Here is a 13,412-nt window from a genome sequence, read left to right on the forward strand (position 1 = left end):
AATAAACCGTTGGTTCTGCCTGTCCGCCGGCTTCGGCTCTCCGGTACAGTGAGCGACTCGCGGGGGCGGAGCAAAACGACTATGCGGGCTCCGCGGGGATCCGAACGTATGATACGGATGCTCGACGACCTCGACGCCGAGGGGGCCGCGATCGGGGTTCGCGTTGACATAAACAGCCCGGTTGACGGCGACGGGGGCGGGCTCGCCGACGACGCCAGGCTCCGTGCACACGTCGACACCATCTCCGAACTGTGCGAGCGCGATGCCCGCGTCGCCCTGCTCGCACACCAGGGCCGTCCGGGTGACGAGGACTTCACCGATCTCGAAGCCCACGCCCACCGGCTCGATACGCTCCTCTCGGCGTCCGTCAAGTACTGTGATTCGACGTTCTCCGCGGACGCTCGCGACCGGATCGACTCCCTCGAGCCCGGAACGGCGATGCTACTCGAGAACACGCGGTTTTATTCCGAGGAGTACATGTCCTTCGACCCCGAACGCGCCGCCGAGACCTATCTCGTCGAGCGTCTCGTGCCGGCTCTGGACGCTTACGTCAACGACGCCTTCGCGACCTCACACCGCAGGCAGCCCTCGATAATCGGCTTCCCACAGCGGCTCCCCGCCTACGCCGGCCGCGTCATGGAACGGGAGATCGACGTCCTCGGGAACATCTCCGAGAGCCCGGAACCGCGGGTGTACGTCCTCGGCGGCGCGAAGGTCGACGATTCGATCGAGGTCGCCCGCTCCGTGTTAGAACGGGGGCTCGCCGACGCAGTGTTGACCGCGGGGATCGTCGGTAACGCCTTTCTGCTCGCGGACGGCGTCTCGCTGGGGGCTGCTTCGGCCGCCGTCGTCAACGAGCGGAGCCACGAGGCGGTCAAAGAGGCCGGCGAGCTGCTCGATGCGTTCAGTCATCGCATCTATCTGCCGCGCGACGTCGCGATCGGACGCGGCGAGGAACGGATCGAACTGGACCTCGATGAACTCCCGACGGACCAGCCGGCGATGGATATCGGCGCCCGGACGGTCGCCGCCTACGCCGAAATCCTCGAGGACGCCGGTACGGCAATACTCAACGGTCCCGCCGGAGTCTTCGAGGACGACCGCTTCGAGACCGGGACGTTCGAGCTCTATGGGTCGGCCACGCGGGCCGAAACGAGCATCGTCGGCGGCGGCGATACGGCTTCGGCGCTCCGCAAGCTCGGCATCCTCGATGGTTTCGATCACGTCTCGACCGGCGGCGGCGCGGCGCTCCGAATGCTGACCGGCCACACGCTCGTCGGGATCGAGGCCCTCGATCAGTAACCGTGTCCGAGATCCCGCCGGACGTGACGATCGAGCCAGCCGACGCCGACGATGCAGCCGTACTCGCCGACCTGTGGATCGACCTCGCCGCCGACCAGCGCCGACACGGTTCTCACCTTCTCGCCGAACCGAACCGGGTGGCGATCCGCGAGACGATGCTCCGCCACGTCGCCACCGACACCGCACGCGTCGCACGGCGCGACGGGGCAGTCGTGGGCTTTGTCACGTTCGGCGTCGAATCCGAACGCTACCAGCAGGACGTCTCCCGTGGGATCGTCCACAACCTGTACGTCCGACCCGGCGACCGGGGCGAGAGGATCGGCCAGGGGCTGTTGGTCGAGGCCGAAGCGGCGCTCCGGGCCGAAGGTGTCGACGCCGTCTCCTTGCAGGCGATGGCCACAAACGGGGGTGCGCGCCGCTTCTATCGGCGGTACGGGTACGAACCCCACCGGGTCGAACTCGAAAAACCCATCAATAGCGACACCCAGAACTCAAACGACGGGTAACGCTGGCGTGCCAGGGGAGCTTGGGTGGTTCAAGCACCCGACTTGTAATCGGGAGTTCGTGGGTTCAAATCCCACCCCTGGCTTGATACTATTCGTTCACCGCCTTCGATTCCGTTGAGATATCATCTTCAGAAATATTAGCGAGGGGCTTCGAGTGCTGTTTCTGCGGACGGAATGTCGTCGTCCCTACACTGTTCTAACTCGGCTTCTAGCCCTTCGATCCCAATTGCAGCCACTGCTCGACAAGCAGCCTCACGGACGCCGCGTTCGTCGTCGGTCAACAGTCGTCGCAAGATCGGTTCGAGATCGAAAGAATCGGGAACCGCGTTTCGACCGAGTGCAGCGAGGACGACGCACGCCGATCCGCGGACACCCGCGGCCGAATGCGTAAGACAATCCGGCATCCACGAGGCAGGGTCCCGGATGAGATCCGGATCGTACTCGGCCAGGGATGCGAGCGCACCGATCGCATTAACGGTTCGGTTGTCCATCGCGCTATCGTGATCGATGGGTTGTGTCTCCAGAACCGCGTTCAGTCCAGACGCGTACGGCTCGAGCTTCTCGGGGTGTTCTACTGCGAGTTCGTTCGCCAAAAACAGGGCATCGAACCGGACAGCGTCGTTCGTGAGATACGTATCGAAATGCGCCGGGACGGTCACTGCATCCGGGTGTTCCCGGGCGATATTGGCGAGCACTTGAAGGCCAATACTGGTCACGGTCGGCGGTTGCCCCGCATCGAGTCGGTCACGGATGTTTTCAGCGACTCGTTCGGGGTCGTCTTCGGCAATAGCGGTGAGCAACCGAATAAGGCCACGGCGTAGGCGGACGTGTTCGCTGTTTGCCTCGATGGTCGAGGTCAACGCAGCGAGCATTCCTTCGTCGTGGGGATCAGCGGGAGCCTGAATCGGCGCTGTTCCCGCCGCCAGAATATCAGCGAGATGGGAGCGGACTGTTGCGGCGTCAGCTTCCGCCCACTCCGCAAGCGCATGAACAGCCGCATTGCGTACCTTTTCATCCGCATCATCGAGCCGATCGACCAGAGCCGAGACGATGCGTTCAACGTCGTCACTCGACAGTTCGTCCCGAACATCGGCAATGTAATGAAGCGTCTGGACGGCGTTCTGTCGTGTTAAGTCATAAGAATCGTCAAGCGCGTCGATCGCTGCCGGGATGGCCGGGATCGCCACATCCGGATACTTCCGAGCCCCGTCAGATAGATCAGATGAGGCCGTAGAGCGTTCAGTTTTGCTGTTCGAAGCCATCCGCTCCTGTAAGGAGTCGAGGTCCGCTGCGAAGTCATCCGGCTGCCTGTATCCGGGATCTAAACTGTCATCCCCACCTTCCCGGAAGACATCGCCTTCGCTTTCGAGTTCGGTTTTCGTCCCGGATCGAATGTTCGAGGCAAAGGTCTCGGCGTCACCCTCGGAGAGCAGAAAGCGCCGATACGATTGAACCGTCGATTCGAGGTCGTCCGGTTCGGCTGTCTCCACGGTGACCATGGTCGGCATTTCAGCCGATGGGAGGACAGCGGAACTAACAGCGAATAGTCCGGCAGGGACGATCGTGCTGACTGGATCTCGAGTGATGACAAAGATAACGATGGCAAATACAACACTGAACCCGACCATCGTGTTGCGGACATTGTGGACGCTTTCGTCATCTACGCTCACTTCAGTCACGTGGCTCGGGACAATGAGGTATTCGTATTCGATCTCCTGATACGTGTTCTCGAACGATCCGACGTATTCCTGAAAATCGATATCAGCGGTTCCGAGTTTTTGTTTGATTTCGTCTATATCGACGGACGTCGCTTCGATACCGTCTTGGAGAGTCGTAACCGCGGCCGGTTGGCCGACCAATCCGGCGTCGAATGGATCAGCTTCGATCTCCTCTGAAAGACCCAAATCATCGGTTAACAACGGTTGTCCGGTCACCCAACCAAGCCCGATTCCGCCGATGAAGGCCATTATCAACGCGAGTATCCAATGGCCGAGGAAGAACAGGGCAATTCCCGCGATGACACCGGGAAGGAACGGAAGGGTTCGTTTCAGATTGGAGTGTTGTGCCAGTCTGCGAACCGAGACGAGTTCCCCCACCTTACAGTAGACAGTGTTGACAGTGCCGTCCTCGTCTTCGGTTTCGAGTTCGATCTCGGTAGCCGAGGCGTTGGATGGCATATTCTACCATACCGGAACCAACTTTTATAAAATATACGGGGCAATACCTCAGACAGGAGATGGTCGCGAGTGGTCACCGTCGCCAGTGTTCTGATCGGGCTCCCCTTCGTTCTCATCGGGCTTACCTTTGCGTTCGCCGGCCGTGATATTCACCACAAGCTAATCAGTACGTTCGGTTTCGTAGTCGGGTTTTCGACGGTCATTATCGGGTTTTCACCCCTCCTTACCGAGGCCTGGATATCAGGCGCGTGGCTCGGATTCCTTGGTCGGCTGATCCTCGCACTCATAATCGCCGGCCTCTTCGGCCTTCTCGGGATTCACTGGGCATGGTTCGTCTACCGGTTCTCTATCACCTTTCCCGGCGGCGTTGCGGGGGCGTTCCTCGCTGTGCTCTTGGTGAGGCCGGTCGAGGGGATTGACTGGCTCATCCTCTTGGGTGCGTTCGTTCTCGGTGGGCACATCGCCTGGCGACTCCACGAGATGTTTCTCGTCATCAACACGTCTTGGCTCGGTAGCATCCTTGTCGGGGTCGGTATCGTCTGGACGCGTCTCCCCAGCCTTCCGATCGTTCAGACCCCGGGTCGGTTGCTTACCGACCCGATCGGGGTACTCGAAGCGACGATAGCAATGCTCGGACTCGTCGCTTTTGTGATCATGGTCGTCTTTGTGCTCGGGCTTCTCGTTCAGTGGAGCGAGATATCCGTTCTTAGTGCTCTCAGCGGTTTCTTTGGGATCTTTCCGAGCCTGCCGCTGGAGAGTAGTATCCCGACGCGGCCGTCCGTTACAGAAGAAGATGAATCTCGAACTGTTCAGAAGGCTCAGACGACACAAGAGTCGGTTGCACCGACATCAGAACCCGACGACGAGTCCGGATTTTACGAGAAGTAAGCAGGGGCAATAGCAATCGGTATATTCCCGACACCGTGACTCAAGTATGGTTGCGAACAGGCGGCTCCACTTCGCCACAGTCCGTGCACCGCGCTCCCGCCCAGACGGACCGTGGCCGCTCGTCAGTTCATACGGTCGGTGGTCCGGTGCTGGTATATAAACTCTCGGCCAGCACGGGACGAACGGAAACGAGAGAGTGAGGTCGCTTACAGCAGGTCTTCGACGTAGTCGGCGACCTGGTTGGGCGTATCCCCGACGGAGACGCCCGCGGCGTTCAGCGCGTCGATCTTCGATTCGGCGGTCCCGGTCCCCGACCCGGAGACGATCGCGCCGGCGTGACCCATCCGCTTGCCCGGCGGGGCGGTGCGGCCGGCGATGAAGCCGACGACGGGCGTGTCCATGTGCTCGCCGATGTAGGCGGCGGCATCCTCCTCGTCCTCGCCGCCGATCTCGCCACACATCACGATCGCTTCGGTCTCGGGGTCGGCCTCGTAAAGTTCGAGGACGTCGATGAAGTCGGTCCCGATGATCGGATCGCCGCCGATGCCGACGGCGGAGGTCTGGCCGATCCCACGCTGGGTGAGGTTGTCGACGACTTGGTAGGTGAGCGTCCCCGAACGCGAGACGAACCCGACGTTGCCCTCCGAGAAGATGTTCCCGGGGAGGATCCCGAGTTTGGTCTCGCCGGGCGTGATGAGTCCGGGACAGTTGGGTCCGATGAGATGGGTGTCCGTCCCGCGGAGTTTCCGGTAGACCTTCGCCATGTCCTGCTGGGGGACGCCCTCGGTGATGGCCACGACGAGATCCAGCGGGGCGTCGAGCGCCTCGAAGATCGCGTCGGTGGCGAACGCGGGCGGGACGAAGACGACAGAGGCGTTGGCGTCCTCCTCGCGGGCGGCCCGATCGACCGTATCGTAGACCGGGACGCCCGCGACCTCCTGGCCGCCGCGTCCGGGCACCGCGCCCGCGACGACGTTCGTCCCGTACTCGATCATCTGGCCGGCGTGGAACTTGCCTTCGCCGCCGGTGATGCCCTGTACCACGACGCGCGTATCGTTGTCGACGAGGATGCTCATTGGTCTCCCCCCTCCGCGTAGCTGACAGCACGCTGGACGGCTTCCTCCAGCGTCTTTTCGACGGTAACCAGGTCCGTGTTCAGGATTTCCATGCCTTCCTCGGCGTTGGTGCCGGCGAGCCGCACGACGACGGGCTTTGGGATCTCCTCGAACTGCTCTAAGGCCTCGTTGATGCCCTTTGCGACCTCGTCGCCGCGGGTGATCCCGCCGAAGATGTTGAACACGACCGAATCGACGTTCTCGTCGGAGAAGACCATATCGAGGGCGTTGGTCACGCGTTCGGCCTTCGCACCCCCGCCGATGTCGAGGAAGTTCGCGGGCGAACCGCCGTAGTAGTCGACGAGATCCAGCGTCGTCATCACGAGGCCGGCGCCGTTGCCGATGATGCCGGTGTTACCCGACAGACGGACGTAATCGAAGCCGTACTCGTTGGCCTTGGCTTCGAGGTCGTCCTCGGCGGCCTCCTCCTCCATCCCTGCGAGGTCGGGCTGCCGGAAGAGCGCGTCGTCGTCGATGTTCATGACCGCGTCGGCGGCGATGACCTCGCCGTCGCCCGTGACCATGAGAGGGTTGACCTCGATCTCGGTGGCGTCTTTCTCTTCCCAAAGCTCGTACAGTTGCGTGAGGATCGAGGCGGCATCGATCGCAACGTCGCGGTCGATGCCGGCGTCGAAGACGGCTTTGCGGGCCTGATACGGGTGGAGTCCGAACGCCGGGTCGATATGCTCGCGGACGATCGCGTCGGGGTCTTCGGCCGCGACTTCCTCGATGTTGACGCCGCCGCGGGTCGAGACCATCGCGACCGGCTTGCCCTCGGCGCGGTCCATCGTGACGCCGACGTACAGTTCGTTCGTGAAATCGACCGCCGCCTCGACGAGCACGCGATCGACGTAGAGCCCCTTGAGGTCCATCCCGAGGATCGACTCGGCGGCCTCGCGGGCCTCGGTCGCGTCGTCGACCAGTTCGATTCCGCCGGCCTTGCCGCGGCCGCCGACCTGTACCTGCGCTTTGATCGCGACGGGATACCCGATCTCTTCGGCCGCCTCGACCGCCCCGTCGACGGTCGATGCGAGCGTCGAGTCCGGGACGGGGATCCCGGCGTCGGCGAACACGCCCTTCGCCTGATACTCGTGAAGTTTCATCGCTGTCTCTGTCAGGAACTCGAAGGACCCGGAGTTAGTATTACCGGAACGGATCGCACAACGGGAGACTCACCGCCCGATCGGCCCGGGGCAAAGCGTCGGTGTCGACCGTGCGGTCGGACGCGCCGTGACCGTCGTCGGGCGCCGAAGGTAGTATATAAAACCACGCCACGGATCGGAACTGAACCGTTCTTCGCGCCGTCGGTGTCGGAGCGTGTGGCGGTTCCGTCCGGTCTCTGTCCCGATAGCGGAACGCCTTTTTTACTGGTGGTCGTTCCCCAAGCAAGACGAGACATGACGAGTATGGATGACAAAATCGAGGAGGTCCGGGAAAAAAAGCGCGACGCCGAGCGCGGCGGCGGGGAGGAACGCATCGAGAAACAACACGAGAAAGGGAAACTGACCGCCCGCGAACGGATCGAATACTTCCTCGACGACGGGACGTTCAAGGAGTTCGACCAGCTGAAGACCCACCGCAGCACGAACTTCGATATGGACGACAAACACCCCTACGGCGACGGCGTCGTCACGGGGTACGGCGACGTCGACGGCCGGACGGTTTTCGTCTTCGCCCACGATTTCACCGTCTTCGGCGGCTCGCTCGGCGAGGCCTTCGCCGAGAAAGTCTGTAAGGTGATGGACCGGGCCCTCGAGACGGGCGCGCCCGTCATCGGCCTCAACGACTCGGCCGGCGCACGGATCCAGGAGGGGATCGACTCGCTGGCCGGCTACGCCGATATCTTCCACCGCAATCAGAAGGCGTCGGGTGTCATCCCACAGATCTCCGCCATCATGGGCCCCTGTGCCGGCGGCGCCGTCTACTCGCCGGCCATCACCGACTTCATTTACATGGTCCAGGACACGAGCCACATGTTCATCACGGGTCCCGACGTCATCGAGACCGTCACCGGCGAGGAGGTCGGCTTCGAGGAGCTGGGCGGTGCCTCGACCCACACCGGCGAGTCCGGCGTCGCGCACTTCTCGGCGGCCGACGAAAAGGACGCGCTGGACGACATACGCTATCTGCTCTCGTATCTCCCCTCGAACAACGTCGAGGACCCGCCCCGCGTCGAACCGTGGGACGACCCCGACCGCCGCGACGAGGAACTGAAAGAGATCGTCCCGAACCAGCCCCGAAAACCCTACGATATGGTCGACGTCATCGACCGGGTCGTCGACGAGGGGTCCTTCTTCGAGGTGGCCGAATCGTACGCACGCAACCTCGTGACCGGGTTCGGCCGGCTCGACGGCCGGTCGGTCGGCGTCGTGGCGAACCAGCCGCGGGTCAACGCCGGAACGCTCGATATCGATTCCTCGCTGAAGGGGTCGCGGTTCGTTCGGTTCTGTGACGCGTTCAACATCCCCATCGTGACCTTCGTCGACGTCCCCGGCTTCATGCCCGGCACCGATCAGGAACACAACGGCATCATCAAACACGGCGCCAAACTCCTGTACGCCTACAGCGAGGCGACCGTCCCGTTGCTCACCGTCATCACGCGGAAGGCCTACGGCGGCGCCTACGACGTGATGGCCTCGAAACACCTCGAGGCCGACGTCAATTACGCGTGGCCGACGGCCGAGATCGCCGTTATGGGACCGAAGGGTGCCGTCAACGTCCTCTATCAGGACGAACTGGCCGACGCCGACGACGTCGAGGCCCGCCGCGAACAGCTCATCGACGAGTACCGCGATACGTTCGCGAACCCCTACACGGCGGCCGAGCGGGGCTTTATCGACGACGTCCTCGAGCCGAAGGACACGCGCCCCCGGCTGATCGACGACCTCGAGATGCTCGAATCGAAACGCAAGGACGGTCCGGACCGGAAACACGGCAACATCCCGCTGTAACCATGCAGGTACGGATCCCCGACGACGCCGACAGCGACGAGGCGGCCGCGATCGTCGCTGTCGTCCGGCGGCTCGCCGCACAGGCCGAGGCCGAGGCGGCCGCCGACGGAGCCGATCGCCCCCGCGACCGGTGGGGGTTCACCGGTCGGATCGAGGCGCTCCAGAACCGCCGCGTCCGTGCCCCCTCGGACGCGCCGGCCGATGCCTGGAGCGCCGCCGGGCGAACGGATCGGTTCTGACGTAGAGCGGCCCGACCGGCGCTTTCGCTCCGTGTTCGATCGACAGAATAAGGTACTCACCCCGAGAGCCATCGGACAACATGTTCGATAAAGTTCTCGTCGCTAACCGAGGCGAGATCGCGGTGCGTGTCATGCGCGCTTGCGATGATCTCGGCGTCGAGACTGTCGCGGTATACAGCGACGCCGACAAACACGGCGGTCACGTCCGGTACGCCGACGAGGCGTACAACGTCGGCCCGGCCCGGGCCGCCGACTCGTATCTCGATCACGACGCCGTCATCGAGGCCGCACGGAAGGCCGACGCGGACGCGATCCATCCGGGATACGGCTTCCTCGCGGAGAACGCCACGTTCGCGGCCGCGGTCGAGGCGACCGACAGCGTCACCTGGATCGGCCCGAGTTCCGAATCGATGGAGCAGGCCGGCGAGAAGACGAAAGCCCGAAAGGTGATGCAGGCCGCGGAGGTCCCGATCGTGCCGGGGACGACCGAACCGGTCGACAGCGAGGAGGAAGTCCGGGCGTTCGGCGACGAGCACGGGTATCCGATCGCGATCAAGGCCGAGGGCGGCGGCGGCGGCCGCGGGATGAAGATCGTCCGAGAGCCCGAGGAGGCCGCCGACCAGCTCGAGGCCGCCAAACGCGAGGGCGAGGCGTACTTCGACAACGACTCGGTCTACCTCGAACGCTACCTGGAGTCTCCTCGACACATCGAGGTCCAGATCCTCGGCGACGAACACGGGAACGTCCGGCACCTCGGCGAACGGGACTGTTCGCTCCAGCGTCGCCACCAGAAGGTCATCGAGGAGGGCCCCTCGCCGGCGCTGTCGGACGAGCTCAGAGAGAAGATCGGCGCGGCGGCCCGCCGGGGGGCCGACGAAGCCGATTATTACAACGCCGGGACCTTCGAGTTCCTCGTCGAGGAGGAGGACCGATCGGACGGCGAGTTGCTCGGTCCGGACGCGGACTTTTATTTCCTCGAGGTCAATACCCGGATTCAGGTCGAACACTGCGTCACCGAGGAGCTGACCGGCATCGACATCGTCAAATGGCAGATCCGGGTCGCCGCCGGCGAGGAGATCGACTTCACACAGGAGGACGTCGAACTCGAGGGCCACGCCATCGAGTTCCGGATCAACGCCGAGAACGCCGCCGAGGACTTCGCCCCCGCGACCGGCGGGGAACTGTCGACGTACGACCCGCCGGGCGGGATCGGCGTTCGGGTCGACGACGCCTCCCGGCAGGGCGACGACCTCGTGACCGATTACGACTCGATGATCGCAAAGCTCATAGTCCACGGCGGGAGCCGCGAGGAGTGTCTGGCCAGATCCGAGCGCGCTCTCGCCGAGTACGACATCGAGGGGATCCCGACGATCGTTCCGTTCCACCGGCTGATGCTCACCGACGACGCCTTTACCGCCGGCACCCACACGACGAAGTACCTCGACGAACAGCTCGATCCCGCCGAAATCGAGGCCGCACAAGAGCGGTGGGGAACCGAGCCGACCCCGAGCGAGGGCGGCGAGGAGACCGTCGAACGGGAGTTCACCGTCGAGGTCAACGGCAAGCGCTTCGAGGTCAGCCTCGAGGAGAGCGCCGACCTGTTCGCGGGCGCAGGCGGCGGTTCGGGCGCATCGGCCGGACGGCCGTCCCCGCGTGGGGGCGACGACGGCGACGACTCGGCGGCGATTTCCGCCGACGGCGAGGTCGTCAGCGCGGAGATGCAGGGGACGATCCTCGAGGTGAACGTCGCGGAGGGCGATACCGTCGCGGCCGGCGACGTCATCTGTGTTCTCGAGGCGATGAAAATGGAAAACGACGTGATCGCCGAGACCGGCGGCACGGTAACCGAGATCGCCGTCGCGGAGGGCGACTCGGTCGATCAGGGCGACCCGCTCGTCGTCCTCGAGTGACCCGGCGCTGGCGCAGACACCGACCCTCGTAGCCGTTCGTCTTCCGTCAACGAGTCTATTAGCGGCCGCCCTGTAGAATTACGCATGCAGGACACCCGACGGCGGATCCTCGCGTCGCTCGCCGAGGGCCCGGTCGCCGGTCCGGCGATGGCAGACGACCTCGGAATCTCGCGGACGGCCGTCTGGAAACACGTCGAGGCGCTCCGGGAGGCGGGGTTCGAAATAGAGAGTCGAAACGAGGGCTACCTCCTCGTCGGCGTCCCGGCGTTCGGCGGCGCGGCCGTCGAGTACGGCCTCGATGCGCCCTTCGAGGTCGAGTATCACGACTCCATCGGGAGCACGAACGATCGGGGCCGGGAACTCGCGACGGCCGGCGAGACCGACGTCGCCGTTCTCGCCGACGAACAGACCGGGTCCCGGGGACGGCTCGACCGGGACTGGCGCTCGCCCTCTGGCGGGATCTGGCTCAGTCTCGTCTGTCGGCCGGATATCCCGCCCGCACACGCGCCGATTTACACGCTTGCGGCCGCCGTCGCGGCGACCGACGCGCTCGCGACGGTCGGCGTCGACGCCGGGATCAAGTGGCCGAACGACGTCCTCGTCGACGGACAAAAGCTCGTCGGGATCCTCACCGAGATGGAGGGGGAAGCCGACCGGGTCTCGTGGATCGTCGTCGGGATCGGGATCAACGCGAACGTCGACGGCGAGGAGGTTCCGGAGACCGCGACGGCGATCCGCGAGCAGGTCGGCGACGTCGACCGGGCGGCGCTGACCCGGGAGCTGCTCGAACGGTTCGACGAACTACGGACCGACCCCGAAAGCGTCCTCCCGGCCTGGCGTGCGGCGAGCGTTACCCTCGATCGCCGGGTTCGCGTCGAGACGCCCGGCGGGGAGGTTCTCGGGCGGGCAGTCGACGTCGAGTTCCCCGGGACGCTCGTCGTCGAGACCGAGGCCGGAAAGCGGCGGGTCTCCGCGGGCGACTGTGAACACCTGCGTTCGGCCTGAACGGCGATAGAGCACGACGGGAACAGCCCGAGGCGTTCGCACACGTCATCAGCCACGACCCGCGGAACCCCCTGAACGTCGCGGTCAGAAACTTAGGACTGGTCGATCTCGTGACGCTCGTCCCCCGAGGGCTGGACGACGATCCTGACGGGGGACGCGGTACTCCGTTCGAGACATCGGGGCCCGATTCGAGCCCACCGGCGTCGAACCCCCGGGATGATCGACGCGACGCCCCGTTCACTTCGGGGGCGTGACGACGTTTCTGACGTCGCTCGCACCGGCGCGTCTGACGACCGCCCGGATCGGATCCTGAACGCCACAGAGGTTATCCGAGTCGCCGTCGAGAACGAGGAGGCGGGCCTCCCGGTCCGGCTCGATGACGCCGCAGTTCAGCCCCGCGATATCGGCGCCAGCGGCGGTCGCCATCCGGAGGACATCCCGGTCGGTCACGTCACACAGCTTCGAGACGAACTCCATCTCGCGGAACATCGACGGGCTGTTGAGCATCACGTTGTCGGTCCCGAGCGCGACGGTCGTCCGCTCTAGGAGTTCGGCGACCGGCGGCGTTCCGACGCCGGTCACGAGGTTCGAGCGCGGACACACCACGACCGGCGTGTCGCCGTCCTCGAGCCGTTCGAGATGGATCCCCTCGGCGTGGACCATGTGGACGAGAAAGTCCGGACCAAGATCCAGCGCCGGGTTGATATCGTGGGCGTCCCGCTCGCCGGCGTGGATCCCGAAGGGCTTGTCGGCCTTCCGGGCAGCCGTCCGTTCGGCCGCAAAATCGGCGTCCCGGGCGCCGCTGGCACCGAACCCGTCGGCGACCTCGAGGACGTCGATCTCCTCGCGGCCGAACACGACCGGCTCGATGTCGGCCCCCTCGGCGGCTTCGAGGAGCGCCTCGACGCCCGCGGTTCCGCCTTCCCGAAACTCCAGGAAAGCGGCGGTACCGCCCGCCGTCATGAACGATAGCGACCGCCGCATCGATTCGATCAGCTCGGATCGGTCGGCGTCGGCCAGAAGCCGGTGTTTCAGCCCGTCCGGCGGTGCGACGAGTTCGTCCAGCGACAGCCCCCGGCCGGCTTCCTTGGCGATCGAATCGCCGAGGTGGGTGTGGGCGTTGACGAACGCCGGACAGACGATGTCCGAGGAGGCTGTCTCGACCTCCTCGATCCCGGTGATCGTCCCGGATTCGACGACGACGCGGCCCTCGAGGGGTTCGTACTCGGGGCCGGCAAGTATCGTGCCCGAAAGCTCCATGGCTGTCCCACGGGATCCTCGGTTAAATCGGTTGTAGCTTTCGACCGAACCGACGGTCG

General features: G+C 64.5%; 11 protein-coding genes and 1 tRNA gene. 8 read left to right on the forward strand and 4 right to left on the reverse strand.

What is annotated here, in order from left to right; translation table 11 throughout:
* The first annotated feature begins 108 nt into the window (after nucleotides 1-108).
* The 3 genes from KM295_RS04315 to KM295_RS04325 all read left to right on the forward strand — a co-directional run bounded on the left by KM295_RS04315 (nucleotide 109) and on the right by KM295_RS04325 (nucleotide 1,891).
* Nucleotides 109-1,302 (forward strand): phosphoglycerate kinase, encoded by a 1,194-nt coding sequence (locus KM295_RS04315; RefSeq protein WP_256028650.1) that lies wholly within the window; start codon nucleotides 109-111, stop codon nucleotides 1,300-1,302.
* Nucleotides 1,303-1,304: 2 nt separating this feature from the next.
* On the forward strand, nucleotides 1,305-1,808 hold the full coding sequence (locus tag KM295_RS04320; RefSeq protein WP_256028651.1) for a GNAT family N-acetyltransferase: 504 nt from the start codon (nucleotides 1,305-1,307) through the stop codon (nucleotides 1,806-1,808).
* A 9-nt stretch (nucleotides 1,809-1,817) separates the two neighbouring features.
* Nucleotides 1,818-1,891: transfer RNA gene (locus KM295_RS04325), tRNA-Thr, on the forward strand.
* Between the two features lie 54 nt (nucleotides 1,892-1,945).
* On the opposite strand, the gene KM295_RS04330 is transcribed toward KM295_RS04325, so the two are convergent.
* Nucleotides 1,946-3,985, reverse strand: coding sequence for a HEAT repeat domain-containing protein (locus KM295_RS04330; protein ID WP_256028652.1), 2,040 nt, complete (start codon nucleotides 3,983-3,985; stop codon nucleotides 1,946-1,948).
* Between the two features lie 69 nt (nucleotides 3,986-4,054).
* Here KM295_RS04330 and KM295_RS04335 point away from each other — a divergent pair, with 69 nt between their 5' ends.
* The gene (locus tag KM295_RS04335; RefSeq protein ID WP_256028653.1) at nucleotides 4,055-4,873 is read left to right on the forward strand and encodes a TMEM198/TM7SF3 family protein; all 819 of its coding nucleotides are present in this window, start codon (nucleotides 4,055-4,057) and stop codon (nucleotides 4,871-4,873) included.
* Between the two features lie 206 nt (nucleotides 4,874-5,079).
* Here KM295_RS04335 and sucD read toward each other — a convergent pair whose 3' ends face one another.
* A complete protein-coding gene (gene sucD, locus KM295_RS04340) occupies nucleotides 5,080-5,949 on the reverse strand; it encodes a succinate--CoA ligase subunit alpha (protein WP_256028654.1) in 870 nt (289 codons plus the stop codon).
* Complete coding sequence (sucC, locus tag KM295_RS04345; RefSeq protein ID WP_336272678.1) at nucleotides 5,946-7,106, reverse strand: ADP-forming succinate--CoA ligase subunit beta; 1,161 nt, start codon at nucleotides 7,104-7,106, stop codon at nucleotides 5,946-5,948. Before sucC ends, sucD begins: the two co-directional genes overlap by 4 nt.
* Before the next feature lie 279 nt (nucleotides 7,107-7,385).
* Here sucC and KM295_RS04350 point away from each other — a divergent pair, with 279 nt between their 5' ends.
* From KM295_RS04350 to KM295_RS04365, 4 genes are all read left to right on the forward strand, one after another.
* Complete coding sequence (locus tag KM295_RS04350; protein WP_256028656.1) at nucleotides 7,386-8,939, forward strand: acyl-CoA carboxylase subunit beta; 1,554 nt, start codon at nucleotides 7,386-7,388, stop codon at nucleotides 8,937-8,939.
* A 2-nt stretch (nucleotides 8,940-8,941) separates the two neighbouring features.
* Nucleotides 8,942-9,178, forward strand: a complete 237-nt coding sequence (locus tag KM295_RS04355; RefSeq protein WP_256028657.1) for a DUF8022 family protein — start codon at nucleotides 8,942-8,944, stop codon at nucleotides 9,176-9,178.
* An 80-nt stretch (nucleotides 9,179-9,258) separates the two neighbouring features.
* Entirely contained in the window at nucleotides 9,259-11,088 is a 1,830-nt protein-coding gene (locus tag KM295_RS04360; RefSeq protein WP_256028658.1) for an acetyl-CoA carboxylase biotin carboxylase subunit, read from the forward strand.
* 84 nt (nucleotides 11,089-11,172) lie between these two features.
* Nucleotides 11,173-12,093, forward strand: coding sequence for a biotin--[acetyl-CoA-carboxylase] ligase (locus KM295_RS04365; protein WP_256028659.1), 921 nt, complete (start codon nucleotides 11,173-11,175; stop codon nucleotides 12,091-12,093).
* A gap of 237 nt (nucleotides 12,094-12,330) precedes the next feature.
* Here the strand turns inward: KM295_RS04365 and KM295_RS04370 are convergent, their stop codons facing one another.
* Entirely contained in the window at nucleotides 12,331-13,353 is a 1,023-nt protein-coding gene (locus KM295_RS04370) for an amidohydrolase family protein (protein ID WP_256028660.1), read from the reverse strand.
* Nucleotides 13,354-13,412: the final 59 nt, after the last annotated feature.

The organism is Natronomonas aquatica (assembly GCF_024449025.1).
Classification (GTDB): Archaea; Halobacteriota; Halobacteria; order Halobacteriales; family Haloarculaceae; genus Natronomonas; species Natronomonas aquatica.